The organism is Sporosarcina siberiensis, assembly GCF_042681925.1.
In the GTDB taxonomy this organism is placed as follows: domain Bacteria; phylum Bacillota; class Bacilli; order Bacillales_A; family Planococcaceae; genus Sporosarcina; species Sporosarcina siberiensis.
Window position 1 is genome coordinate 35,279 of the sequence record NZ_JBHUGI010000032.1, and the last position, 26,786, is coordinate 62,064.

Annotated in this window: 28 protein-coding genes, 1 tRNA gene and 1 riboswitch; of the genes, 9 read left to right on the forward strand and 20 right to left on the reverse strand. The window is 38.0% G+C overall.

What is annotated here, in order from left to right; genetic code table 11:
- Window positions 1-141 precede the first annotated feature (141 nt).
- A complete protein-coding gene (locus ACFSFY_RS11070; RefSeq protein WP_381539049.1) occupies window positions 142-660 on the reverse strand; it encodes a DUF4256 domain-containing protein in 519 nt (172 codons plus the stop codon).
- A gap of 119 nt (window positions 661-779) precedes the next feature.
- The gene (gene nagZ, locus ACFSFY_RS11075; RefSeq protein WP_381538023.1) at window positions 780-2,441 is read right to left on the reverse strand and encodes a beta-N-acetylhexosaminidase; all 1,662 of its coding nucleotides are present in this window, start codon (window positions 2,439-2,441) and stop codon (window positions 780-782) included.
- Window positions 2,442-2,678: 237 nt separating this feature from the next.
- On the opposite strand from nagZ, the gene ACFSFY_RS11080 reads away from it, so the two are divergent.
- Complete coding sequence (locus tag ACFSFY_RS11080; RefSeq protein ID WP_381538026.1) at window positions 2,679-3,605, forward strand: M23 family metallopeptidase; 927 nt, start codon at window positions 2,679-2,681, stop codon at window positions 3,603-3,605.
- A gap of 118 nt (window positions 3,606-3,723) precedes the next feature.
- Here ACFSFY_RS11080 and thiE read toward each other — a convergent pair whose 3' ends face one another.
- From thiE to ACFSFY_RS11135, 11 genes are all read right to left on the reverse strand, one after another.
- Entirely contained in the window at window positions 3,724-4,338 is a 615-nt protein-coding gene (thiE, locus tag ACFSFY_RS11085; protein WP_381538028.1) for a thiamine phosphate synthase, read from the reverse strand.
- Entirely contained in the window at window positions 4,328-5,137 is an 810-nt protein-coding gene (thiM, locus tag ACFSFY_RS11090) for a hydroxyethylthiazole kinase (RefSeq protein ID WP_381538029.1), read from the reverse strand. The genes thiE and thiM overlap by 11 nt, the downstream gene beginning before the upstream one ends.
- Complete coding sequence (thiD, locus tag ACFSFY_RS11095) at window positions 5,130-5,942, reverse strand: bifunctional hydroxymethylpyrimidine kinase/phosphomethylpyrimidine kinase (protein WP_381538031.1); 813 nt, start codon at window positions 5,940-5,942, stop codon at window positions 5,130-5,132. Before thiD ends, thiM begins: the two co-directional genes overlap by 8 nt.
- Window positions 5,911-6,432 (reverse strand): energy coupling factor transporter S component ThiW, encoded by a 522-nt coding sequence (thiW, locus tag ACFSFY_RS11100; protein WP_381538033.1) that lies wholly within the window; start codon window positions 6,430-6,432, stop codon window positions 5,911-5,913. The genes thiD and thiW overlap by 32 nt, the downstream gene beginning before the upstream one ends.
- 20 nt (window positions 6,433-6,452) lie before the next feature.
- A complete protein-coding gene (locus ACFSFY_RS11105) occupies window positions 6,453-7,445 on the reverse strand; it encodes an ABC transporter substrate-binding protein (protein WP_381538034.1) in 993 nt (330 codons plus the stop codon).
- Window positions 7,446-7,481: 36 nt separating this feature from the next.
- The gene (locus tag ACFSFY_RS11110; protein ID WP_381538036.1) at window positions 7,482-8,246 is read right to left on the reverse strand and encodes an ABC transporter permease; all 765 of its coding nucleotides are present in this window, start codon (window positions 8,244-8,246) and stop codon (window positions 7,482-7,484) included.
- Window positions 8,233-8,979: an ABC transporter ATP-binding protein gene (locus ACFSFY_RS11115; RefSeq protein ID WP_381538037.1), complete on the reverse strand. Its 747-nt coding sequence runs from the start codon at window positions 8,977-8,979 to the stop codon at window positions 8,233-8,235. The genes ACFSFY_RS11110 and ACFSFY_RS11115 overlap by 14 nt, the downstream gene beginning before the upstream one ends.
- An 80-nt stretch (window positions 8,980-9,059) precedes the next feature.
- Window positions 9,060-9,749 (reverse strand): thiaminase II, encoded by a 690-nt coding sequence (gene tenA / locus ACFSFY_RS11120; RefSeq protein WP_381538039.1) that lies wholly within the window; start codon window positions 9,747-9,749, stop codon window positions 9,060-9,062.
- Window positions 9,750-9,780: 31 nt separating this feature from the next.
- Window positions 9,781-11,055 carry an acetylornithine deacetylase gene (locus ACFSFY_RS11125; protein ID WP_381538041.1) on the reverse strand — a complete coding sequence of 425 codons (1,275 nt, stop codon included), beginning with the start codon at window positions 11,053-11,055 and terminating at the stop codon, window positions 9,781-9,783.
- A gap of 99 nt (window positions 11,056-11,154) precedes the next feature.
- Window positions 11,155-11,258, reverse strand: a riboswitch (TPP riboswitch).
- A 253-nt stretch (window positions 11,259-11,511) separates the two neighbouring features.
- A complete protein-coding gene (locus tag ACFSFY_RS11130; RefSeq protein WP_381539051.1) occupies window positions 11,512-12,495 on the reverse strand; it encodes an LLM class flavin-dependent oxidoreductase in 984 nt (327 codons plus the stop codon).
- 38 nt (window positions 12,496-12,533) lie between these two features.
- Window positions 12,534-12,905, reverse strand: coding sequence for a winged helix-turn-helix transcriptional regulator (locus tag ACFSFY_RS11135; RefSeq protein ID WP_381538042.1), 372 nt, complete (start codon window positions 12,903-12,905; stop codon window positions 12,534-12,536).
- A gap of 152 nt (window positions 12,906-13,057) precedes the next feature.
- On the opposite strand from ACFSFY_RS11135, the gene ACFSFY_RS11140 reads away from it, so the two are divergent.
- Window positions 13,058-14,086, forward strand: coding sequence for an NADP-dependent oxidoreductase (locus ACFSFY_RS11140; protein WP_381538043.1), 1,029 nt, complete (start codon window positions 13,058-13,060; stop codon window positions 14,084-14,086).
- Window positions 14,087-14,319: 233 nt separating this feature from the next.
- Complete coding sequence (locus ACFSFY_RS11145; RefSeq protein ID WP_381538045.1) at window positions 14,320-14,841, forward strand: hypothetical protein; 522 nt, start codon at window positions 14,320-14,322, stop codon at window positions 14,839-14,841.
- 55 nt (window positions 14,842-14,896) lie between these two features.
- Here the strand turns inward: ACFSFY_RS11145 and ACFSFY_RS11150 are convergent, their stop codons facing one another.
- The 5 genes from ACFSFY_RS11150 to ACFSFY_RS11170 all read right to left on the reverse strand — a co-directional run bounded on the left by ACFSFY_RS11150 (window position 14,897) and on the right by ACFSFY_RS11170 (window position 18,575).
- Window positions 14,897-15,460, reverse strand: a complete 564-nt coding sequence (locus ACFSFY_RS11150) for a class D sortase (RefSeq protein WP_381538046.1) — start codon at window positions 15,458-15,460, stop codon at window positions 14,897-14,899.
- Between the two features lie 129 nt (window positions 15,461-15,589).
- Window positions 15,590-16,450, reverse strand: a complete 861-nt coding sequence (locus tag ACFSFY_RS11155; protein WP_381538048.1) for a hypothetical protein — start codon at window positions 16,448-16,450, stop codon at window positions 15,590-15,592.
- Between the two features lie 34 nt (window positions 16,451-16,484).
- Window positions 16,485-17,096, reverse strand: coding sequence for a signal peptidase I SipW (gene sipW, locus ACFSFY_RS11160; protein ID WP_381538050.1), 612 nt, complete (start codon window positions 17,094-17,096; stop codon window positions 16,485-16,487).
- A 47-nt stretch (window positions 17,097-17,143) separates the two neighbouring features.
- Entirely contained in the window at window positions 17,144-17,830 is a 687-nt protein-coding gene (locus tag ACFSFY_RS11165) for a hypothetical protein (protein ID WP_381538051.1), read from the reverse strand.
- Window positions 17,831-17,990: 160 nt separating this feature from the next.
- Entirely contained in the window at window positions 17,991-18,575 is a 585-nt protein-coding gene (locus tag ACFSFY_RS11170; protein WP_381538053.1) for a TasA family protein, read from the reverse strand.
- Window positions 18,576-19,168: 593 nt separating this feature from the next.
- On the opposite strand from ACFSFY_RS11170, the gene ACFSFY_RS11175 reads away from it, so the two are divergent.
- Window positions 19,169-19,468, forward strand: coding sequence for a cupin domain-containing protein (locus tag ACFSFY_RS11175; protein ID WP_381538055.1), 300 nt, complete (start codon window positions 19,169-19,171; stop codon window positions 19,466-19,468).
- Between the two features lie 212 nt (window positions 19,469-19,680).
- Complete coding sequence (locus ACFSFY_RS11180; RefSeq protein WP_381538057.1) at window positions 19,681-20,289, forward strand: hypothetical protein; 609 nt, start codon at window positions 19,681-19,683, stop codon at window positions 20,287-20,289.
- Window positions 20,290-20,406: 117 nt separating this feature from the next.
- Here the strand turns inward: ACFSFY_RS11180 and ACFSFY_RS11185 are convergent, their stop codons facing one another.
- Window positions 20,407-21,642, reverse strand: a complete 1,236-nt coding sequence (locus ACFSFY_RS11185) for a dicarboxylate/amino acid:cation symporter (protein ID WP_381538059.1) — start codon at window positions 21,640-21,642, stop codon at window positions 20,407-20,409.
- A gap of 710 nt (window positions 21,643-22,352) precedes the next feature.
- Here ACFSFY_RS11185 and glnA point away from each other — a divergent pair.
- From glnA to ACFSFY_RS11205, 4 genes are all read left to right on the forward strand, one after another.
- Window positions 22,353-23,687: a type I glutamate--ammonia ligase gene (gene glnA, locus ACFSFY_RS11190; protein ID WP_381538060.1), complete on the forward strand. Its 1,335-nt coding sequence runs from the start codon at window positions 22,353-22,355 to the stop codon at window positions 23,685-23,687.
- 175 nt (window positions 23,688-23,862) lie between these two features.
- Window positions 23,863-23,935, forward strand: a tRNA-Arg gene (locus tag ACFSFY_RS11195).
- Between the two features lie 378 nt (window positions 23,936-24,313).
- Window positions 24,314-24,673: a phage holin family protein gene (locus ACFSFY_RS11200; RefSeq protein ID WP_381538061.1), complete on the forward strand. Its 360-nt coding sequence runs from the start codon at window positions 24,314-24,316 to the stop codon at window positions 24,671-24,673.
- A 29-nt stretch (window positions 24,674-24,702) separates the two neighbouring features.
- Complete coding sequence (locus tag ACFSFY_RS11205; protein WP_381538063.1) at window positions 24,703-25,422, forward strand: 3-ketoacyl-ACP reductase; 720 nt, start codon at window positions 24,703-24,705, stop codon at window positions 25,420-25,422.
- Between the two features lie 75 nt (window positions 25,423-25,497).
- Here the strand turns inward: ACFSFY_RS11205 and ACFSFY_RS11210 are convergent, their stop codons facing one another.
- Window positions 25,498-26,784 (reverse strand): nucleobase:cation symporter-2 family protein, encoded by a 1,287-nt coding sequence (locus tag ACFSFY_RS11210; protein ID WP_381539053.1) that lies wholly within the window; start codon window positions 26,782-26,784, stop codon window positions 25,498-25,500.
- Window positions 26,785-26,786: the final 2 nt, after the last annotated feature.

The following is a 26,786-nucleotide window of genomic DNA, read 5'->3' on the forward strand; positions in this document are numbered from 1 at the left end:
TTAAAATAAAACTGCCCTTTAAAGATGAAAACCTGTTAAAATAACTTACTCTTGGCATGCAGAATACTAATGCGATTTGGACATAAAAAATGGTCTTTCGCAACTACATAGTTGCGAAAGACCATTTATTATAAATAAACATCAAACCCTTAAAGAACCACGGAATCCTCTGGCCGCATAATAAGAGTCTGCGCCGTTGTGATATAAGAAAACATGGCCGTAACGGAAATCACAAAATAAAGCACCCTTAAGTTTTCGTATATCTGAAGGTGTTTGTATCCAACTTGATGTTTTTCTATCGAACTTTTCAAGCTTTTGTAGCTGACGATAACCTTCTTCGTTTAAAAGTTCAATCCCCATGTCGTTTGCCATGGCCATCGCACTGTTTTCAGGTTTATTCTTTTTTCTCGAATCCAACGCTTCTTGGTCGTAACAAACACTTCTTCGACCAATAGGACTTTCAGCGGAACAATCGCAAAAAATGTATTCATCTTTTTCAACGTCATAACCGATCACATCCGGTTCCCCACCAGTTCGCTCCATTTCACTCAGAGACCTTATTTTCTCGGTATTTGCCTCCAATTTGGCTTGTATGTTTACCCACTCCATATTCGGATGGCGATGACTATTGTTTTCAAAACGATTTTGTAATATCCTCATTAAATCTTCAATTTGATTTTGTAATAATTCTTCTCTTATTGAACCTTCATTTCCACTCATCGGAAGCGCCCCTTTTCACTATAGTTACATTAATTATATCCGACATGTTCAAAAATCGGTCATTTTTTTAGAGTTTCACGGATGTTCTTGTTGAGCTTTTGAATGCCGACAATGGGAGTCGATTGATTTACTAAACTGTATTTGTCCTTCAGGGAGACAATGCGCGCAACACTCGCATCGATTCTTGACTCAGATATCTCTCCTGAAGCGACGGCGGCTTTTAATGCCTCTAGTACAGCTATCGTTTTCACGGGATCATGCGCGACTAAAAGGATGTCCGATCCAGCTTTAAAGGATTCAACAGCTGCATGTGCAATACCGTAGTGATTTGTAATTGCTTTCATCGTCAAATCATCCGTCATTATAATGCCATTGAAACCCAGCTCATTACGAAGCAAATTAGTGATGATTGGTTCCGACATCGAGGCGGGACTTATTTTATCCAACTCTGGCAATAAAATATGTGCAATCATAATTACGTCTGCGTTTTCCTCTATTGCTTTCTTAAATGGAATCAATTCCAATTGCTCAAGTTCCATCATTGTTTTATTCACCTTTGGCAGTTCCAAATGAGAGTCCACTGATGTATCCCCATGTCCTGGAAAATGTTTGACAACCGGAATAACATTCTCTTTCTCGATGCCTTTCATTGTCTGGACACCAAGTGAACTGACCACTTTGGGATCCGCACTGAACGAGCGATTTCCAATAACCGGATTGTTCGGATTGCTGTTCACATCGAGCACTGGTGCAAAGTTCATATTAAAGCCAAATTCTACGAGCTCCATACCGAGTGCACGTCCGATGTTGAATGCATATTGTGAATCATTCACTTTTCCTATTTCTTCGCTTGTCGGTAACTTTTCAACTTGTTTTGGCAGTCGCGAAACACGTCCACCCTCTTGGTCAATACTGAAAAACATCGGCAAGCGATTTGATTTGTTCGCATCTTTTAAACTGTTAACAAACTGCACCGTTTGGTCGGGTGTTTCAACGTTATTCGAGTAGAAAATAACTCCGCCAATTTTTTGCTGTTCGATGAGTTGCCTTGATGCAGCGTTGATATCCGTTCCATCGATTCCCGCAATGATGAGCTGTCCGATTTTTTCATCTAATGTCATTTCATCGAGCATCTTTTCCTGCATGCTTTCCACTTTTGTCCAAACAGCGATATGGTCGACTGCCGGGTTTGGAACCCCGTCCGTTGGTTTGGGTAAAATCCACTTAAGTTGGTAGACATCTGTAACTTGATACACTAAAATGATTTGATCGTGGGTATCGTCATTAAAAGTCCTAATCTTTTGAGGATCGCCTTGCATTCGTTTGATATCCTCGTAACGGATGGACGGAAGCGGCTTACCAGAATAGCGAATGTCAAAAACCAATTCATCCACTGCACCAATTACTGTTTCGTGCTCCGGATAGTCAATATATACTCCGTTTTCCGTCTCAGCACAATTAGCGGGAGAGGATTGGGTTACCCACATACTTTCTACTTCATTCAGCATCGTTACCCCTACAGTGCCCATAAAATTTGGTACGGTGCCGAGTTTAGCTTCATTCACGATTGAAGTGATTTGCTCATCTACTGTTACGGTAGGTTCGACATGTGGTTCTTCAACTAATTCGTTTGACTCTTCTGGAATCGTTTTATATGTAATACCAACAATTATAGCCACAATGAGAAATAAAGCGAATGCACTATAAAGTCCTTTTTTCATGGGTCATTCCTTCTTTTTTACACGATTTTGATTAATTTTAAGTGAATTTGTATTTTATATAGTATCGCCCAACAACCTTTTCACTAACATAATATACATTTGTAAAGTAATCATTATACTATTTGGTTAAAATGGCAACCGTATTCGTTATTATATTGTTTGTAGTAGCTAAATTAAAGTATATCGAAAATTGAAACTTTTAAGCAACAGGAACGTATTAGTAAGAGCAGTTAAGTATTGGAATTAATTAAGGAGAAGATATTTGTGTTGTTTCCAATGATTTCTACAATAGGTTTACTAATTGTTATACCGGCTGTGTTTCTTTTCACACTTTGGAAAACCTCATTTACAAGCAAATTTGAATGGATAGTAGATGCAGCGTCGACTACTGCTTTTGTGTTCTGGGTTTTCCAATCTGGAAACTGGGCATGGATCGGGTACTATTTCCGTTATTTATTAGTCATCATTCTTATTTATGTTTTAATTCATTCCTGGAGAAAAGTACGAGCTTCGCCATTCAAAATTAAGTATAACAGCCCTCAAAAGTTTACAATCGGTATGTATCTATTTCTAATTGTTCTATTCGGTAGCTATAATGTGTTCGCCATTACCAGTTATTCTACTGATGATCCAGCAATCGAATTACAATTTCCGCTTAAGGGCGGCGCATACTATATTGGGCAAGGTGGAAACCATGTACTCTTAAACTATCATCAGGAGTACCTTCCACAGCAATACGCTTTGGATATTTTAAAGGTAAATGCATTGGGTATTCGTGCAAATGGACTATATCCCAAAGATCTAGACAAATATCAAATTTACGGAGAAAACCTTTATAGTCCTTGCGACGCAAAGGTCATCGAAGCACAAAATGGGTTGCCCGACTTTACACCTCCGGATTCAGATCCGGAAAATGCAACTGGTAATTACATTACTTTAATCTGTGATCATTCGGACGCAACGATTTACATTGCACATATGCAAGAAGGCAGTGTGATGGTAAACCCGGACGAGATGGTGAAAGCAGGTCAAAAAATCGGTAAAGTAGGAAACTCAGGAAATACGAGTGAACCACATCTCCATATTCATGCTGAAAAAGACGGAGTTGGGATACCTATTCAATTTAACAATAAATTTCTTGCGAGAAATAATTTGATGCGTTAAAAAAGTGGTTATGTCTGAAAAAAGACATAGCCACTTCTTATTTTTGTTTTATCATTGACTCAAGCTTTCCTATTAGACAAGCATATAGTGCATCCTGTATGTAAATAATCTTTGAGCTTCATCTCCAAATTTCTCGAAACATTTTAGCGACCAAAGTTGGATTCTGTGCTTCCATGATTACTGATACAACAGCAACACCTGCTATTCCTGTTTCTCTCAATAAACTCACATTTTCCAGTCCAATCCCACCAATTGCCACGGAAGGGATTGAAACAGACTGCGTAATTTCTTTAAGCATTCCCTTGGGTAAAACTTTTGCATCGCTTTTCGTCCCTGTAGGAAATGCCGCTCCAACACCTATATAGTCGGCTCTATCTTTTTCCGCTGCCAGCGCTTCCTCTACAGTTGAAACGGATACCCCCACAATCATAGATTCAGGAATAATCCTTCTGATAGCAGTGATTGGTAAATCACTTTGTCCAACATGAACACCCGCTGCTTTTACCGCAAGAGCTACGTCGATACGATCATTTATAATAAGTGGAACTTCATATTGATCCAACAGTTTTTTCAAGACTTTTGCTTTTTCATGGAAAACAGCACCATCGCTTTTCTTTTCCCGTAACTGCACAAGTGTAACGCCACCTTCAATTGCTTGCTCTACAGTTGTAAGTAAACGTTCCAAAGGGACCGCTTCTTCTGTAACTAAATAAAGGGTCAAATCAAGATTCATGAATCTGCACCTCTTCCTTCCAAGTATCACCATTCATTATGAATATTTCATCCATTAATTTTACTTTATATGTTCCGATTCCTTCGTCTTCTTGAAGACGTTTCTTAGCCTTTTCTCCAGCCAAGCCCATCAAGGAAGTTCCAGCAATTGCTGCCAAAAAATAATCCTTTGTTATCCCTATAAAGCAACCTATCAAAGAAGTGGACATGCAACCCGTGCCAGTAATACTCTTCAACCAAAAGTCGCCATTTGTGATTTGAATCGTTTCCGTACCATTTGATATTGTATCGATTTGTCCACTTATGACCACAACACAAGAATAGGACACGGCTGTCTTTACGGCAAGTTCCTTCAAAGAAATTTCAACGACTCCTGCATCTACTCCGCGAGTCGTTGAAGCACCCCCCATTAGCGAATCTACTTCACTCGCATTCCCACGAATCACCGCAACGTCCACTTGCCTTAGAAACTCCTTCGCTTTTTCCTTGCGAAATGTTGTAGCGCCAACTCCCACCGGATCAAAAATAATTGGAATTCCAATTTTATTAGCTGCTTTCCCCGCTAAAATCATTGCCTTAAATACTCCAGATTGAAGCGTTCCGATATTAATCACAAGCGCATCCGCTAATTTCACCATTTCTTCCACTTCTTCAATACTTGATGCCATCACAGGAGATGCACCAACCGCAAGTGTGACATTCGCACAATCATTAACGGTAACTGCATTTGTAATTTGATGTATTAAAGGATTTCTCTTACGAATCATTGAGTAAAGGTCTATCACCTCTTCTTTATACATCTCGTTTTATTCCATTTGCTTTTTCATATAAATCATAAAAATGATTTGTAGGGCCATAACCTGATCCAAGTTCCAAACTATGTGTTATGGCGGTTGTAATATACGCTTTCGCGGACTGCACAGCTTCTAACATGGTTACGCCTTTTGCCAAATTTGCAGCGATAGCCGATGATAATGTACAACCTGTTCCATGTGTATTCTTCGTTGCAATTCGTTTTGATTTAAACCAATGAAAGTCAACACCATCATAATAAAGATCATTGGAATCACCTACCAAATGACCACCTTTAATGAGCACTGAGTTAGGTCCCATTTCCCTTAGTCGAATGCATGCTTTGTACATATCGTCTTCCGTTTGCACCGCATTCCCTACCAATACTTCTGCTTCTGGAATATTTGGCGTAACGAGAGTCGCTATTGGAAGAAGTTCTTTAATCAATGCATTGACAGCGGAATCCTGCAACAAATAATGCCCCCCTTTTGAAATCATTACTGGATCCAGTACGATGTGCTGTGGTTTATATTTTTGCAAGGTCTTAGTTACCACTTGAACTGTTGCGGCATTTGCGAGCATTCCGATTTTAACTGCATCCACTCGAATATCATCAAAGACAGCTTCAATTTGATCACGTATGATGTCAACGTCAATGTTTTGCACAGAACGCACTTCCATTGTATTTTGTGCGGTGACTGCCGTAATGACGGACATTCCAAACACACCAAGAGCTGACATTGTTTTGATATCCGCTTGAATACCCGCCCCTCCTCCAGAATCAGATCCTGCGATTGTTAGTGCTGTTTTCATAGAGATGTCCTCCAATTGCTTTATTTTTAATTAAAGTTTTCAGTAACACATAGGCAATTATTGCACCTGTGAAAGAACTAATCATAAATGCAGGAATGAAACCGAACAGCGTTAACTCTTTCCCGAATAAAAATACACCTATTGGATAAGTCGCAATAGCACCAAGTATTCCCGTTCCAAATACTTCTCCAAAGAAGGCAAAACCGATTTTTTTTGTTTTCACAAATAAATAACCAGCCAAAAGCGCACCTATCATACTGCCTGGATAAGCAAATATAGAACCTGTTCCAAGTATATTCCTTAATGTTGATGTGACAAATGCACCCGAAACTGCATACCAAGGACCTAATAAAACGGCTAATAACAAATTTGATAAATGCTGTACAGGAAATATTTTCGTGAAACCTACTGGTATATAGATTAAATGACTCGATAATGTCGTTAAGGCAACAATTACAGATGTCAACGTCAGTTTATATGTTTTATTCAACGAATTCACATCTCTTTCATCTACTTTGGCATTATATTTTTATAGACTTCAGTTGCATCGAATTTTTCCTGAATAATTCCAACATCAAAAAGCCAATCAATAACACCATTCCAACTACCTTCCTCCTGATAACCAAATGGAAGGTTTTCCGCATACATTAAAGGCAATAATACTTCTAAACTTTGCATCTCTATTTCTTTATCCAAAGGGAAACTATCATTTTCATGATCTAATAATACTTGTAATGCTTCTTCAGGATTTTCATTTACGGCTTCTTGTCCTTTTGCCAATGCTCGCCAAAACTTTTCAAAGGACGCTTTCTTCTTTTTCAAAGTATCTTCACCGGTAACTAGGATTAACTCATAGTTCTCAGGGACACCATACTCAGAAGGTGGAATCATTACCATATCGTGTCCCTCTTTATTTAATATGACGAATTCGTGGTTACTATAGGCACTTGTTAGCGCATCAACGTTATCCGTAGCGATTGCAGGCATTAAGTTCCAACCTACATCAACCATTTTCACCTTACTCGGATCGCCGCCATCTGCTTTGATCATCGTTTCCACTACCGCTTCACTAATTGATGAAGAGGCATATCCAACTTTCTTATATTCCAAATCTTTTGGAGACAAAATCCCACTCTCTTTCTTGAACATAATTCCATTTAAAGAATGTCGAACAAGCGTGGCTAGAGAAACCACAGGTATATTTTCACTTCTTGAAAGTGCTACTTGCATTTGATAACTAATGGCTAAATCTACTTTTCCAGTAGCCGCAAGCTTCAGTGGATCGTTAGTTTCAGCAGGCATTTCAATCGTGACGTTTAAACCTTCATCTTCAAAAAAACCTTTTTCTTTCGCATAATATATACTGGAGTGAACTGCATTCGGATACCAATCGAGCATTATTGTTAAGTTTTCTAATTCATTCCCTTTTGCACTGCCGCTGTTTCCTTTTTGCGAACAACCTGCAAGTAGGATAAGAAGTGCAATAACAATTATTTGAACCATCCAAGACCTTTTTCTCATCTTCTCTCAATTCCCCATTCATACATTTTTCCATTTTAAAAAGCGTCTTTCTAAAAGAGATACAAAACCAAATAATATCATTCCAACAATTGACAATAACGTAATTGCTGCAAATACACCTTCGGAATTTAAATCTCCCGACATTCTTCGGCTATAATATCCAAGTCCTTCACTAGCACCGAGCCACTCGCCAATTGTTGCGCCGATTAAGGCTGAAACAATCGCAATTTTCAACCCTGAGAAAAAGGAAGGCAGTGCTGTCGGGAAATGAAGTTTTTGAAACAAGTGTTGCTTTTTCGCACCCATTGAACGAAACAATTCGACGTATTCTTTATCTGTTGAACGTAAACCATCAAAAGTTCCGACAACTATCGGAAAAAATGAAATTAGAACGGTGACCGCAACTTTACTCCAAATTGTATAGCCAAACCAAAGTACAAAAATTGGCGACAAGGCAATAATTGGGATTGTTTGTGAAATAAGTACGGCTGGATACATAAGTTTTTCAATCGTTTTCGAAAAAAACATACTGACCGCCAAACCGGTTCCGCCGATAACAGAAATTGTAAACCCAATTCCAAACTCCAGCATTGTAGCGCTTAAGTGTATAAAGATTAATGGTTTCCAGTTGCTATAAATTGCGATCACTACATTCGATGGAGCTGGTATAATATACGCCGGTACAATCCCTTGTCGCACTATCAATTCCACTACTAAAAGAACAATACATGCAGACGCAGTAAATAGTGCATAGGATTGCAGCCATTTTTTAACCATAATCATAGGCTATTTTCTTCTCCAATTCCTGCCTTTGTCGGACTAGTTCGGTCGAATGTTGCATTTCCTTTGTTCGCGGTCGCGGTAAGTCTACCGAGATTTCTTCCAAAGATCGATTCGAGGAAAGCAGCACAATCCGATCACTCATATAGACCGCTTCCTCAAGATCGTGCGTGATGAATAAGACAGTTTGATCGAGTTCTTGCCAAATTGACAGTAGCCAGGTCTGCATCTCTTTTTTTGTTAATGCATCTAAAGCGCCAAAAGGTTCATCAAGCAGTAGTATTTCTTTTCCAGTTAAAAGAGTTCTCACAAAGGCCGCCCTTTGTCGCATGCCTCCTGATAATTCTTTAGGGAGGGCATTTTCATATTCTAGAAGACCAACACGGTCCAACCAGCCGCGAGCTTTTTCTTTCGTAATGGTCAATCCCTTTTGTACTTCTCCAGCAATCATTATATTGTCTATAATTGTGCGCCATGGAAGAAGAAGATCACGTTGAGGCATATACCCTACATCACCCAGTTCAACTGACTTGCCATTCACGGAAATAGTACCTTTTTCTGGATGAAGAAGGCCGGTGATCAACCTTAAAATCGTGCTTTTTCCTGTGCCACTTTTACCAATCATAGAGACGAACTCTCCTTGACAAACCGTTAAATTAAGTCCCGCTACTACTTGATTTCGCTCTTTTTTTTCATTCACGAATGAATAACAAACATCTTTTAGCTCAAGAGTCACCTTCTTTGCCTCCATTTCCATAGATAAGTATGCCTAGATTAAAGAAAGTCGCTTCGTGTTCGAATACCGATAATTTTTATTCAAATAGGCCATTCTTCTTTTGAGTAGTTCATTTCCCAAAAGAGATATTCATATTTCGATGTCATTTGGAAGTGTTTCTCAATTTGCGCAAGCTCACGTTCTGGTTTTCCTTCTGTCAATTGATCCATTAGTTCAATTAACCATTTTGCTCCTGCAGCAAACTCTTCCGAATCATACGTCTCAATCCATTTCGCATATTTATTCGAAGCCATTTGGTCTCCGTATTGCGCTCTAAGTAACTTTCCGATTTCCCAATAATCCCAAGCACATGGTAGTAAACAAGAGACGAGTTCAACTAAAGATCCATTTTGTGCAACATTTAACATATAACGTGTATAGGCGAGATTTGTAGGAGTTGGCTCTGTTGCTTCAAGTTCTTCATGCGAAATACCAAACTCCGCTGCAAATGATCTGTGCAAATCCATTTCAAAATGAATTGTGTCGTTCAATGTTTTTGAAAAGTTTTGCATCATTTTTAGGTCTAGGGATTTTTGTACACCTACGGCAAATAACTTTGAGTAGTCCACCAAATACACGTAATCCTGTTTCATATAATAGATAAACTTATCCTCTGATAGTGTTCCTTTTCCAATTTCCTGAACGAAAGGGTGCATATGGCTTTTCTCCCAAATTGGTTGTGCATTTTCAAACAGCCTGTCTGTGAATTTTTTCGTTTTTATAGTTGTCATGATTATTCCTCCTGTGTATTTTTTTAAGTTCTTATTTTTTCACATTGCACCAGTTCGTTATGAAGTGCATAAGGGTTTTCGTGAACGTCAGTAATTCTTCAATGTTTATTTTTTCATCTACAGAGTGAGCTTCTTCAAGTTTCCCAGGACCGTAAATAACACATGGAATTCCAGCTTCACCAAACCAACCTGCATCTGTGACAGTTTTAGACATTCCAATCTTAACCGGCTTATTTTCTACCTGCTCATGGCATTCAGCCAGTAGCTGTACGGCTAAATGATCTGCATCCATCTTGAGTGCAGGAAAGATTTCTCCGCGTTCCTCAATCATTGATTTTCCTCCCCAACAAAATTGAAGCGGGTTTTCTCTTAACCAAGGATCTGCCATTGCCACATGCTTTAAGTGTTCTTCAATTTCGTCTGTCACCGATTGATACGTTTCATCTGGGTAGAAATGTACCGTAATCCATAACCTACATTCATCCGCAACAAATGCCGCATGTCTGCCCCCTTCAATAACTGCAGGGTTTATTGTGTTCGTTCCTGGTACAAATCCCGGGTATTGTTTTGTCACAGCCCAATGTCGTTCCAAATCCTGCAAACCCGCAATAACCTTCATCATTTTCTCAATGGCACTTGCGCCTTTGACTGTTCCGCCAGCATGTAGCATATTCATTCGCATGGCATCATGAAAAACTTCCTTACTTTTAATCGTTATCCAGCCAGTGATTACTCCACCTTGCCCGTGAATTTCACGATCACTGCCATCGATTACAAGTGCAAAATCTGCCGAATAACCCTTCTCTGTGCAAGATAATGTGCCTGCTTCACCCGCCTCTTCTCCAATAACAGTTTGGATTTGCAAATCCCCTTTAAGTTCTATATTCAATTCATTTAACAGTCTTACTACGAACAATGTTGCAGCAATAGCACCTTTCATATCAGACGTTCCACGACCGTAAGCAAATCCATTTTCATTTGTCATTTCGAAAACCGAGACCGTCCATTCCGCTTCATCACCAACTTCAGCTACATCAATATGACCATTGATGATTAAACTGTTATAGAGCGAACCACCAGTCCCTTTTTTCATTCCAACAACATTTGGATCTCCCGGAAAGACATCCCAACTCGTCGTTTCAAAGTTTTCTTTTTCTAAAAAGGCCTGTATATATTGCTGTACCTCGCCCGTATTTCTTGCAGGCGGACTTACTGTTGGAAAACGAACTAAATCTGCAAGTATTTGCAACAATTCCTCTTCACGCGTGTCTATTAACCTAGAAAATTCACTTTTTAACCGAATCATACAAGTCCTCCAATTATTAAAGTTATTTTAGGCAATATAAAAACCGCCTTCCATATTCGGAAAGCGGCCGTTGTCTACATATATTAAAAAAACCTGATTGTAGGGTGTCAGCTGCTTCCCTACGCTAGTACTAACTAGATCAGGTTCAAAGGGTTTACATCACCGATGTGTCTCAGCCTACTCAGGCCCCCCTAGCAAAAATATTCAATTGGTAAATCTATGAAAAACTCATTACTTAATTCTTCTATAGAATATCACAATACAAATAATATTCAACCATTTTGTAGATATAAATACTATTTTATAATTAACATCATTAATATAGGTCAATATTAATTTTCATTTAAATACTATTGGCTTCCTATTCCATTGAACATTAAATTTCTTACAAGAACTAATTTAATGCGTAAAAAAATGGCTATGTCTATCTTTCAGACATAGCCACTTCTTATTTTTTTAGTCCATCATTTCTCCAAGGAGTTCATATGAACGGAGTCGTGCTTCATGGCTAAATGTACCTGTGCTCACAATAAATTCATCTGCTTTTGTTGCTTGCTGGAAAGCTTCCAATTTCTTTTTGGCAGTTTCCGGGCTCCCAATAATTGTTGATGGAGAATTGAGCATTTGTTCTACCGCAGCTTGCTCAAATGCAGACCACGTAGCTTTTTGATCTTCTATTGGTGGTGAGAATCGAGTAGGCGTTCCTTTTCGTAAGTTTAAAAACATCTGCTGTGTTGATGTTGCTAGATAAAGCGCTTCTTCATCTGTATCCGCAGTTATTAAACTGATTCCCATCATAACATACGGTTCTTTCAACACTTTAGAAGGTTTAAAGTTTTGATGATAAATTTGCAAAGCTTGCATAGCAAATTGTGGTGCAAAATGACTCGCAAACGAAAATGGCAAACCGAGTTCTGCAGACAATCTGGCGCTAAAATCACTTGAGCCAAGAAGCCAAACCGACACATCTGCACCACCACCAGGTACCGCTCTCACACGCATTGTCGGGTCATCTTCAAAATATGCTCGCAGTTCTGCCAGTTGTTCTGGAAATTGTTCACCGCCGCTATTGAGAGAACGACGAAGAGCATAAGCTGTCGCTTGGTCAGATCCAGGTGCACGTCCAAGACCAAGGTCAATTCTACCCGGATATAAAGCATCTAGTGTACCAAACTGTTCAGCAATCACTAGGGGTGCATGATTAGGCAACATAATTCCACCGGAACCAATACGCATCTCTTTTGTCTCACCCGCAATATGGCCCATAATAACAGATGTAGCGGAACTCGCGATTCCTGGCATATTATGGTGCTCTGCCAACCAATAACGATTAAAGCCCCACTCTTCAACATGTTGCGCAAGATCCACACTATTTTTAAATGACTCTCCCGCATGACTTCCTTCATTAATCATTGCTAAATCTAAAACGGACATTGGCATCCCGTTAAACTTCTTTGCATTCTCTCTAATCACTGTACCTACTCCTCTATTGATGAATTATTTTCGACTGAAGCACATCCATGTTTCTTTACCCACTTTACAATCGCTTGTATAATTTCTTCTGTCTCTCTACCCATATCCGTAAGTTCATATTCGACTTTTCTCGTACCTGGGCCTGATGTTTTTTTCAAGACAAAACCTTGCGTTTCTAATTCGCGAAGACGTTCCGTTAATAAACGATCTGAAATTCCTGAAATTTCTTCGGCCAATTCAAAATAACGTTTTGGTCCGTCCAATAAACGATAAATAATCACACCGGTCCAACGCTTACCAATGAACTCAATTGTACTGTGAAATGTGTCACACGTTTTTTGCGAACTAGATGACTGGCTTGTTTCTTTACTATTCATGATCCACCCTCCGTTTAAACTAACATAAATCATTCATATCAAAAAATAGACAAACAAGCTTACTTATAGTAATCTTTAATTAACCTTACTATAAGTAAGTATAAAGCTTTAAAGCTTTTATTGCACAGAATACACTCTAGGAGGAAAATAATATGAATAAAACAACTCAACAAGAAATCCATTTAGCGAACCGTCCGGTAGGATTGCCGACAATGACGGCCTTCGATTTTGTCGAAAAGGCAATTCCAGTTCTAGAAGAAAATGAAGTTTTAGTTCGAACACTTTATCTTTCAGTCGATCCATATATGCGTGGACGTATGATCGATGCTAAATCGTATATACCGCCTTTTCAATTAAATGAAGTAATTACGGGCGGAGCCGTGGGAGAAGTAATCGATTCGAAATCCGATGCATTCAAACGCGGAGATGTAGTAACTGGCAATCTCAATTGGGCAGAATATACAGCTGCATCTGACAAAGCAATTAGAAAAATAGACCCTACCCTCGCTCCGATAACTACACACTTAGGAATTCTGGGCATGCCCGGCTTAACAGCATATTTCGGATTGCTCGATATCGGTAAGCCACAAAAAGGCGAAACAGTAGTTGTTTCAGGAGCTGCTGGAGCTGTAGGTTCGGTTGTTGGTCAAATCGCAAAATTAAAAGGAGCAAGAGTAGTCGGTATTGCAGGAACTGATGAAAAAATAGACTACTTAATTTCTGAACTTGGATTTGATGCTGCAGTTAATTATAAAAAAGACAGTTTTGCAGATGATTTAAAAGAGGCTTTACCGAATGGCGTCGATGTTTACTTCGATAATGTCGGCGGTGTTGTAACGGATGCGGTATTTACGCATTTAAATAAATTTGCTCGAATCCCACTTTGCGGAGCAATTTCTTCTTATAATAATGAAAGCAAAGAAGTAGGACCACGTCCACAGTCAGCGATGATAAAAACAAGCGCGTTGATGAAAGGATTTACAGTTGGTGACTATACGGCCGATTTTAACACTGCCGCAACTGATTTAGGTACATGGCTGTCCGAAGGAAAACTGAAATATGAAGAAACAATTGTCGAAGGCTTCGAACATATTCCAGATGCATTCCTAGGACTTTTTAAAGGAACAAACCTCGGAAAAATGCTTGTAAAAATTGCAGATCCAGAAGTTGCCGTTCTTTAATATGTGATTAATAGTTATTAAAAAAACGTGAAGTTTTCATCCATTTGGATGGGCTTCGCGTTTTTTGCATTTTATAATTTTACAGTTTGGATTTCGTCTCCTCACTAAACCTCATTTCACCCACTCTTATTTTTTCCAATCAAATAGTGTTTTACAAAACAAGTAATCCTTCACAGATAAAGTGAAACCTTTTTCATTCAATAAAGTCTATATCTCTAATGAGGAGTGAGTAAATGAAATTTAAAACAAAGTATATAGTACCAACAGTATTTCTTTTAGTGTTTTTTAGTATATTTTTAGTTGCTTGCACAGATAACGATATAGAACTTAATGACGGGGATACCCATTTATCCGAGGAGTTGAATAATACAATATCAAATTACATCGTCCAACAATACTCCACCTCTTCCCTCAATACAGAAAAGCAATTTGAAGTTCATAAAGTATACGGTACAAGTGAGAAAAACGATGTAACCACTGTCTATTTTTGGTCTTATTACGGTGGTTTTAATAAATCAACTGGAGCGGAAAATCAATCTGGACATTCTCTTCCCGCAGTAATGCAACTAAAGAAAGAGTCGGATCACTATACTGTCGTTAAATACACCGAACCTGAGGATGGCGATTTTTATCAATCCTCTATTAAAAAAATGTTCCCTAAGAAGTACTTGAAGCGGGTGTATAACGATTCTGGAAATAGTAAGGATTTAGAAAAAGAAATGGACGTACTAGTGAAGCAATGGTTGGCCGAATAAAAGTAAACCTAGAAAACAAATGGTTTGTACATTACTTACTGGTTTTTCATAATAATCACATCGGTTCTGCATAAACAATATACCTCTGTGGTGCATTTCCGATATACCGAAAAGGATAGCATGTGGATAAAGTCAGAATTTCTTCTGGCGCCGTAGAACGGATCACCGTGCGATCATCTGCATCCACAATTTCCTGGTCTGTGACGACATATGTAAAAGAACCATGTTGCATTTCCACAATTATTTTATCGCCATTTTGCAATTTATCCAATCCAGTAAACACAGTATCTCTGTGCCCAGATAATAAAATCTGGTTATTTTCTCCAGGATATACGGTTCCTGAATAATGACCAACACCCCGCTTTAAGACATCCTCATTCGTCCCTTCCACAATCGGGATTTCTTTATTGATAATAGGGATTTGCAGGATGCCAATCGTTTGTCCGTTCTCGAAAGATAAGTCTGGGGTGGAGGAATTTAAAGTAGGTTGTTCCAAAACTTCCTTTGCTTCAATGAGTGCAGCCTTTTCTGACTGCTGATCAGTCTTTAACTGACCGATACCGTATACTAGGAGAAACAATCCAGCCAAAAGCATAATAAAAGCTATTTTTTTCAGCAAAACTCAGCGCCTCCTGTAAGCAATATTCCCTAAAACACATGCTGATTCAAACGAAAAACAAACAAGCCGCCAACGCACGATACATCATGCATAGGCAGCTATTTATCTCTATTTTTATATAATGCCGAATTATTTCAATGACTCCTGTGCTTCTCTTATACGCCTAAAATGTCTGACAATCATCAGTACCATTCCACTTACAATTAGTGCAGAACCAAATAACATCAGATTAAATATATTCGTAGAAGTTGCAGGCAGATTTGATGGGCTTAAGTTACCTAAACTGTTCGTTCCTTTTAGTCCACTTAACTCGCTCGACTCAGTTAAATCACCTAATTCTCCCAACTCGTTTGATTCATTTGACTCGCTCAATTCTCCCAACTCGCTTGTTTCATTTAACTCGCCCAATTCTCCCGACTCGCTTGATTCACTAGATGTATCTAATTCACTTAATACGACTGGAATAGGACTGTCACTATCAATCAATCCTTGTGTGCTTGCTTGAACTGAATCACTATTTTTTCCCTTTACAGAAAAAGTGAATACAAATTCAGACTGAACTCCTTGAAAGTCATTTCCAAGATGCTCCGGGAAACGAATAGTAAGCTCTAGACTTTCCTCTTTGCTACTTTTAAGTGATCTTGTAGGTATGGATTTAAATCCAGCCATTTTACCTTGATATAATTCCTTGTCTCCAGCTTTCACTTCAAGTAATAATTCATTAAATAGCTTATGATCACCTTTGTTTTGCAACTCCATATGGTAGTCAAAATCATTGTTACCAGAATTTTTGACAGTAATGGAACGCGGTGCCCAGTCTCCGGGCTTCATATTGCTAATATTAAACAGTGTATCATTTGGTGTGAGGCTGATATCGATATCCTTCTTGTCTATTCCATTTTCACCATCTGCAAGTACACTCGACATAGGATAGAAACTTATTGCACTGATCAATATAAGAAAAGTAAAAGGTCGTAACAATTTAATCATTTTGAATACCTCCTTATTATTCCGGGTGATCGATTCAGGAAGAGCTTTTTTCGCCATCTTCCACCAATATATCCCCTTGTTTTTTTTGAGGCAATTCAATTTGTGCCAGTATTCTCCAAATTGTAAATCCGGAGTAGATAAGTAGAAGGAACCCAGGTATTAACAATAATAGAGCACCATTTTTTGACTGAGTAAAGTTAATGAAGTATCCTACTTTAGGCATCGTAAAGCCAGTGTAAGACGCAACTATATTGCCAGCCTGGACTGGATTCATGTCCTCCGCATTGTTATTATCACCCTTTGTCCGGTACAGTACCGAATCTCCACTTTTCATTACTTCTGTAATTCTGTGAGTGATTAAAATCTCTTCTTCTTCCATAAATGTAATAACATCACCGACAACAAAACTATTTTTATCTACTGCCGCTTTTACGGCGATGATTGAGCCTGTTTCAATTCCAGGTTCCATGGATCCAGAGAGAACCGTTTTTAGTTGGTAACCGAAAAGTTGTGGTTCACCACCAGAAATTTTCGAGATGACAACTATTAGTGCAACACAGATCAATAGTGTCATTAGTATGCCGGTGACAATGCTATTTATCCACTTCATTGCTTTATTCGTTTTCGATTTCTTTCTTCCTCTCAATCGTATCACTCTCCAGCTATTTATTTTACTTTTATAATTCTACATTCTTAATTATCTGTCTCTTCATCAGAATTAGTTATTGCGGACTCGTCCACAACCTCTGGGCTCTTATCTATTTGTTCGATTATAGGTTCTTCCTTATCTTTTGGCTTTTCCTGCAGTTTTTCAGTGCTTTCATTCTTATCTCTTTCTTTTTCTTTTTCTAGTCCATCATTCTCATTAATAGGTTCATCTTCTTTTTCTATTTCTATTTCAATTTCTTCGCCTTCTATCACTTGACCCTCTTTATCTTCATCTTCAAATTCAATTTCAACTTCATCTACTTTAGGATCCGTTTCCAAATTTATACAGTCTATTAAATCCGTTTCACTTAAAATAGCACCATCTTCGTTTTCACAGATTGCTTCATCTATTATTATTATCAAATCGTTTGAATTTTCTTCATTACCCTCACAGATACCTATATTTTCCTCGCCTAAAATTAAATTTTCTTCATTTATAATCAGACCTTCTTCAGTTTCTATTATTTCACCACATTCATCCAGTTCCGGAACTACCCATACACCAGCAGTGATCCCCTGACTGATTTCCGTCTGGCTGCTGAGAAACGCAGAAGTTTCATTTGACATAAAGCTAACTCCAAAGATGGTTGTATAACATATAAGTGCTATTTTCAAGTTAAAAATAATAATGCGGTTGTTTTTCTTATATCTGCGTCTTCGCTTTCCTCTCAAACAAGTCCCTCCTTTAAAATCTAAATAAGTGTAAATCACTTAAATTTATTCCTCAAAACACAATAGAATCTTATATATTCAGGATTAGATTTAAGGGGAAATACTAGAAGTTTGATAAAATAAAATATGGGAGGAGAAGGCTCTCCTCCCGGTGTGTATATTATTTTGAAGCTCCAGCTGTTTGCTTTGCATCAAACTTCCATTTCAACTCTAAAGTGGCATTTTGGTAAGCGTTTTGGTCTTGATTGTTTTCATTGAATCTGAATTTCACGTACAAGTTATCCGTGTCACCAGCTTCAAGGCCACTTCCTTCCCAAAGCTGGAAGAATGTTTTATTTTCTACTGCATCTGCTGTCATTGATTTCAATTCACTTAATTTCTTGGATGTAATTACATTACTCAATCCAAGAACGCCGCTTTTATCTTCATTTCTGAGAAAATCCACCACAATGTGTTCTCCAAAACCTGCTACTGATTCAGTATAATCTGTTGTTAAAAGCACTTTTGAAATGTCAAGACTACCTGTATTTTCCAATGCAAAAGTACGATCCATCCAATCACCAGGCTTAATTTTATTTACACTAATAATTGTCTCAGGATTTAAAGTTAAATCCAATGTACCTGCAGCAAACTGATTCACACTTGTTTCAACATCATTGAAATAAGCATATGTTCCTCCACCGATCATACTTACTGCCAATGCCCCAGTTGCGATACTCATTGCTAGCTTCTTTTTTAAACTCATTTTTATTTCCTCCTATGATTTTGTATTTTTTTTAACGCTTTGCTTGCTCTACCCATTCAAACCTCTTTAAATAGTTACTGCGATGATTCCTGTTTCTTTTAATAAGTTAAAGATGATTGCATGTACCATTTTCATAGACCGGAAACTGTCTCCAGCTTCCTATTTGTTACCTTCTGTCCAAAATGAGGTCTTATCCCACTTAGAGAAGTTTTCGACGGCATCGCTCTTTGTATACAGCGATAAAAGAAGTAATGTGCAAATTTCAGTTCAATAATAGCTACTATTAGATTTAGGTGCTTCTTTACACCATCCATCTCCTCCCTCAGACTTTGTTGTTGTTCGCTATGAATTTGGAACTATACCCAGTATACCCAGGGCGAACTGATTCCTCCTCCCTCTAGCGGATACTCTTTATGCAAGTTCTTATTCTACTTAAGGATGATTCTTACGGTAGACTTTGGTGCCATACAACTTTCCTTTTCCATAGTAGGAGTTTTAATTATTCTAGTTATACAAATTGAAACTACACAGAATTCCGTGTTAAGCTTATGGAATATGAACAATGTTCTAAAAATTGAGAGGGGAATACACTTATGAATTTGATTGAAACAACATATCAGCTTAACCAAAAAGCGAAGCATATCGCGAAGGTTGTCTCTGTGGATAACGCAACCATGACAAATATCCAACTACGCGCAGGCGAAGATATTGTTGAACACAGTTCAAAAAATGATGCTTTCATTATCGTGAGGAAAGGAAAAATTCGCTTCATCGTAGAAGGCGAGCCCGTGGTTGTAACACCTGAGAATATGTTGCACATGATTCCGCTTGAAAAACATGATCTCCATGCGATTGAGGATACCGATTTAATACTCATTCAAATCAAACCATAAACTTAATTATCTCATCAAAAAAACCGTCCTAGAATACTACTTCTAGAACGATTTTTATACTAGATAATCAAATAATTTACGATTTATACTTAAATCTTATGGTCAAATCCGTAAGAAAATAATTTAAATTTCACTAATTTAACCGGAACTTAACTTTATACCATTATAGTTAGTACTCGCAGTAAAATACGTCTAACTAGGAGCTTGGTATGATGAATAAACTTTTTTTACTTCTATTTCTAAGTATATTAATGATTGCCGGATGTTCTTCATCCAAATCGCAAGTCGATACAAATGAAACCACACCTATTTCTGAAAAAGAAACGGAAAAACCTACTGTTACCGAAGAAGCTGATGCGGAAATAGTATCCGAGGAAATTGAAGTAAGGATTCCAGGCAGACATGTTGGTGACGCGGATCCAGAATCCGTCGTTAGAGAGTACAAATCCGTTGGCATCGAGGAAGTCAACTACAACGAAAAAGAAGATTCCTATTCTTTAATAATGACGAGTAACATGCAAGGAATCTTTTTAATGGCCATTTCAAATAATGTGAAAACCTTAACAAGTGAAGCCGTCGAAGATGGGTATTATCCAACTTTCAAACAGATGAACTTTAACGATGATTTTACAATGTTAGAAGTTATCGCTGATGAACAGATTTTTAATGAAGAAACGGATGGCCTAGTCATCGCTGAAATCGCTGATAAGATGACCTATTATCAGGTATTTAACAAGGTTCCAGATAATAAAGTTCAATTGGATGTTACTTTAAAAGATGAATCTTCAGGGAAAGTTTTTGATAAATTAACCTTCAATTAAAACGATTTTCCACTCCAACTTAATTTGAAAACCGTTCCATTATTTTCAGCACTGGTCCATACAAAAAAGCATTCCGAATAATGGAATGCTTTTTTGTATAGCATCTATTTCATTATGTTAAGCCAATTTAGCTAATCTCTTCTCTTCAGACTTATCCACAACTTTCGCACCGATAATATCTCCGATTACGTTGGATGCCGTACCACCCATACCAATAATTGCGTCTACTCCCGCGATGAGGGCTACAATTTCAAGCGGGAGTCCAAACATTGTCAGAACCGCCGCCAGAGTTACAAGACCCGCAGCTGGAACACCTGCCGTACCAATAGACAACAATGTGCCTACTAGAACAATTATGAATAGATCTGGTGTTGACAACTGTAGATTCGTAATGTTTGCAGCGAAAACAATTGAAACCCCCATTCGAATAGCTCCACCGTCCGAATTGAAAATAGCGCCTAACGGAATGGCAAAGTTTGCGACATTATCCGATATACCCGCTTTTTTAGCAGACTTCATAGCAATTGGCAATGAAGCAATACTACTAGACGTGAAGAATGCCGTCGTATAGGCTTCTTTTGTTTGTTTGAAAAAGGTCACCAAAGGCGTTCCGGACAACAGTAAAAATCCTGCATATACGAAAATCCATAGCAACAACAATCCCAAATAGAAAACACCTACAAAAGCAAATAAAGATTTTAACGTACCCCATCCTTGCCCACCAAATGAAGAAGCGCTTATCGCAAAAATCCCAATTGGCATATAGAACAAAATTCCTCGTAAAAGCGTATAAAAGAGTTCACTCAAAGCAGTACTGAATTTTTCAAGCATTAACCCGTATTCATTCATTTGCACGTCTTTTGAATTTTTCATTATTGCGATAGCCGTACCTATAATAATTGCAAGGAACATAATCCCCATAACATTACCAGTACTAAAAGCTGTCACAATATTATCCGGCACAATATTCAATAATACATCTGAAAAATTAGGTGCCTTCGGTTGGTCTACTGTTGTATTTGGCAACGTTAAGTGTTTCCCTGGCTTAATCCACAAAGCCAACCCAAGGCCAATTAAAACAGCTGCGGCAGTCGTAAGTGCATAATATAAAATCAGCTTCCAACCAATTCGCCCAAGTTGCGAAGCACTCATTTTATTGACAGCTAGAACTACTGTAAAAAAGATCACTGGAATTGCAATCAATGTTAGTAAATTGATAAGCAATGTCCCAAATGGTTTTAATATCTCAGCTTCTTTCCCAAAAATTACACCAACGATGATTCCTAATATAAATCCAAAAGTCATCTTGGCTATGAAAGGTATCTTTTTGTACCCGTTCCATACCTTTTTCATGCACTCTCCACGCTCTCTTTAATAAGTATTTAGTAATATAAGTTGATAGTTTATTGTAGCATAATATCTTTTATTTCTAATGTATATAAACTCATTCTGATAAATTATTTAAAATAAATTCATAAAAAAAGGTTTACATTTATTTCTCACGGGTATATTACTAATACAAGGCAAAACTACCTGATGATGAACCTGCAAGACGAGTTACCTTCAGGCGATTCTGAGGATGAACTGCACTGTCTTGGCGGAAAATTTGCTTTACTGACGAGTGGTACATTTTTTTAGATGTAGTATCAAGTAGTACGTATTAGATTTTTTGTGTAAGTGCAAGTAAGGTATCTAACAAGTAGGTAAATGATCGCGTATCTAACACTTTGCGACAACCGAAAAATGTTAGGTATATCAAACTGAATTGGATTCGACGGTAAAGATTTAATCGTCAGAAAGAACAGTTTGTATGATTTTCAAACGACAAATTTTCCGAGTACGCATCCCAGATGTTTTTGGGGAAAAGCATGGTCCATGTGGATCATGCTTTTTTTATTCATAAACAAATAGCAATCATTGGAACCGTTCTACTTCTTATGTTTATGTCTGCAGAATATTTTCAATTAAATGGAATAAAATTCTTGAAAATGGAAGTCTTTTCATTTATAATTGATGAATCATATAAACAGATGTGAAATATTTTTTCTTAGGAGCGTGACATTATGAGGGATTTTACAAAAGAAGACATTCGAAAATTTGTTAAAGAAGAGAACGTGAATTTTATTCGTCTTCAATTTACGGACATTTTAGGTATGAACAAAAACGTTGAAATCCCCATTAGTCAGCTTGAAAAGGCACTCGACAACAAAATGATGTTTGACGGGTCATCCATCGAAGGTTTTGTGCGTATTGAAGAATCAGATATGTATCTGCTTCCTGACCTTAATACATGGATGGTATTCCCTTGGCCTTCTGGTAAAGGTAAGGTTGCTCGTCTCATTTGTGACGTTTCGCTTGCCGACGGAGAACCGTTTACAGGTGATCCCAGGGGCAATCTAAAACGTGTATTGAAAGAAATGGAAGAGCTCGGATTCACTGAATTCAATCTTGGGCCAGAACCAGAATTCTTTTTGTTTAAACTAGATGAAAATATGCAACCAACAATGGAACTAAATGATACTGGTGGCTATTTTGACCTTGCACCAATGGATCTTGGCGAAAACTGCAGACGTGACATTGTTTTAGAACTGGAAGAAATGGGCTTTGAAATTGAAGCTTCCCATCATGAAGTAGCACCTGGACAACATGAAATTGATTTTAAATATGCGAATGTTGTTAAAGCTTGTGACAATATCCAAACGTTCAAACTTGTCGTTAAGACGATTGCACGTAAACATGGTTTGCACGCGACATTCATGCCAAAACCATTATACGGTGTGAATGGGTCAGGTATGCATTGCAACGTTTCGCTCTTCAAAAATGGTGAAAATGTTTTCTATGATGAAACGGGTGTACGAAAGTTAAGTACAATTGCATATCAGTTTATGGCTGGCGTTCTTGATCATGTAGAAGGTTTTACAGCAGTGACGAATCCAACAGTCAACTCGTATAAACGACTAGTTCCGGGATATGAGGCCCCTTGTTACATTGCCTGGTCTGCTCAAAATCGTAGCCCACTCATAAGAATTCCCGCATCAAGAGGCATTAGTACTCGTATTGAAGTTCGTTCGGTCGATTCTGCTGCAAACCCTTATCTCGCGTTGGCCGCGATACTGAAAGCTGGCCTAGACGGCATCAAACGTGAACTTGAGCCACCTAACCCAGTTGACCGTAACATTTACGAGTTGAATCCTTCAGAGCTCATAGAACTTGGTATCGGCACATTGCCGACGGACTTAGATCATGCACTTATTGCACTTGGTAAAGATACTGTTATCCAAGAGGCTCTTGGCAAACATATTTACTCTAATTTTATGGCAGAAAAGAAATCTGAATGGGATCAGTACAGAATAACAGTACATCCTTGGGAAGTAGATCATTATATGAAAATGTATTGATCAAACTTTCAACTATTTATATAAGCATGGCCTAAGTGGGCCATGCTTTTTCTATGCTCAGTTTTTATATATACATTATTTTGATACAGTAACTCGAATCTCAAATATGCTGTTTATTATTTTATATTGCTACAATTAATAAAAACAGATACAATAGAATTCTGATTAACATTTGGTCTCAGTAGCTCAGGGGATAGAGCAACAGCCTCCTAAGCTGTGGGTCGCAGGTTCGATTCCTGCCTGGGACGTATTCTAAAGTCTTGCACTTATTTGCTCCAAAGTTAGAGATGCACCCTAACTTTGGAGCATTTTTAATATCGTTGAATATAGCTTCGACCAATAAGTCATGTTTGAGAAATAATAACTAAAGGTATACATCTACAAGTAAGGTTGTTTAATTGTGTTTTTTTAAAGGAGGGATATCCTTGAGATCAATTCTAGGTATAGTTATTTCAATTCTTGTAATTGTTTTACTTCTGAAGCTAATAGGCGTGCTGTAAACGGACTTATATTACAGTTTTAAATTAAAGAATCTATTTCTCTCCAGGAATCAATTCAAGATTCGCTTGGTTCCTGGAAAGAATTGTTTCTATGGTCTATACTTCATTTGAAAGGATTTGTTTTTTATGAAATGGTTTGGCGGAATACTCGTAAATGCACTATTGTTTCTTTTGCTTTCTTTTCTCATTCCAAGTTTTGTAGTTGAGACTATTGGTACAGCGATACTTGCTAGTATCATTTTAGCTATTGTTAATATGCTCGTTCGGCCACTTCTTATATTCTTTACATTGCCCGCAACGATCGTAACGTTCGGTCTTTTTTTATTCGTCATAAATGCTCTAATGCTTTTACTTACAAATAAATTAATGGGCAGCGGATTTGTTATTGAAGGCTTTGGAACTGCACTGCTTATTGCACTCTTAATGTCATTATTAAATATGATGTTGGATAGAACATTATTAAAACACAAGAAAAACAATCGTTAAACATCAATAAATACTAGGAGATTTTTAATATGCAAATAATCAAAGGGAAAACTGCTTTAATTACAGGCGCCGGAAGAGGAATTGGACGTGCTACAGCAATCGCGTTTGCTAAAGAAGGCATTCATGTTGGTCTTGTAGGTAGAACTTTTGAAAACTTGGAAAACGTAGTGAAAGAACTTGAGCAATTTGATGTGAATGTAACGATGGCTGTTGCTGACGTTACTGATAATGATGCAGTCAAAGCTGCAGTTGAACACATCACATCCGAACTCGGACATATCGATATATTGATTAACAACGCCGGAATTGGAAAGTTCGGAAAGTTTTTAGAACTTTCACCTGAAGAATTCAAAAATATTATTGACGTTAACTTAATGGGTACATACTACGTTACCCGGGCTGTATTGCCGGCAATGATTGAAAAAGAAGCAGGAGATATCATTAACGTCGCTTCAACTGCAGGAGAAAAAGGTGGACCTGTTACAAGTGCTTACAGCGCATCTAAATTCGGTGTTCTTGGCTTAACAGAATCGTTAATGCTCGAAGTTCGAAAACACAACATCCGCGTAACGGCATTTCTACCAAGCACGGTTGCAACAGACCTTGCCTATGCAGAAAATCTGACTGATGGCAATCCAGACTTCGTCTTACAGCCTGAGGATCTTGCAGATTTAATGGTTGCACAATTAAAGTTGCATCCACGAGTTCTCCTTAAATCATCCGTCTTATTCTCAACAAACCCTCAATAAAAAAGACCAGGTGCCGCCACGACTTGTAATCTACAAATCGTGAGCGTACCTGGTTTTTCTTTTATAGTTTTTCTTTTATAGCTTTTCTTTAGCTGTTACTGGTTTTTCTTTTCTAGATGGAAGCATATTAAAGACAATATTGAGAGTAATCGCCGTAATACTCCCTGCTACAATCCCGTTGCTCGTTAAAATTTGCAAACTCTTTGGCAATAATGCGAATAAGTCAGGTGCAACTGTAACACCTAAACCAATTCCAACTGAACATGCAACGATCAACGAATTTTCTTCGGACGTATTAATTACTTTACTTAACATTTTAATCCCTTGCGAAATCACCATTCCAAACATTGCAATCATTGCCCCACCCAAAACAGCAACAGGAATCACTTGTGTCATCGCTGCAATTTTAGGGACAAATCCTAAAGTGATTAACATCACACCCGCTATCGCTATAACTTTACGCGACTTCACACCGGACATTTGAATGAGTCCAACGTTTTGAGAGAATGTCGTATACGGTAACGAGTTGAATATACCTCCAAGTACAGTAGCAATACCTTCTGCTCGGTACCCTTTTTCCAAATCCTTTTGCTTAATATCTTTCTCACAAATATCCCCAAGTGCAAAGTACACACCCGTTGACTCTACTAGAGAGACCATTGCAACAAGAATCATCGTTAATATCGCTGTAATTTGAAACGTTGGTGGACCAAAATAGAACGGTTGAATCATATGTAAGTAAGATGCATCTCCAACTGGGGAAAAATCGACTCGATTCATAAACATTGCAACAACTGTACCAGCAACTAATCCAAGTAAAATGGAAATTGCACGGATAAAACCCGTAAAAAACTTATATATAAGAATAATTAAGAGAAGAGTACCGAATCCTAGACCGATATTTGTAAATGAACCAAAATCTGCCGCTCCTGGCCCACCACCCACATTGTTAATCGCAACGGGTATTAATGTAATTCCGATAATCGTTACGACTGAACCTGTCACAACAGGAGGAAAAAAACGAACAAGACTTCCGAAAAATCTACTGATAAAAATAACGAAAATACCCGAAACGATTATCGCTCCGTAAATCGCGGAAATTCCATAGTCCGAACCAATCGCAATCATTGGACCGACAGCTGTAAACGTACACCCTAAAACAACAGGAAGCCCTATTCCAAAATAGCGGGTATTCATAATTTGAAGTAGAGTTGCGACTCCACACATTAAAATATCAATGGAAATTAGATATGTTAATTGAGTCGGTGTAAGTCCAAGTGCACCACCAACAATTAATGGGACAAGCACTGCTCCGGCATACATTGCTAATACATGTTGAAGTCCCAAAGCTGATGATTTCAGTG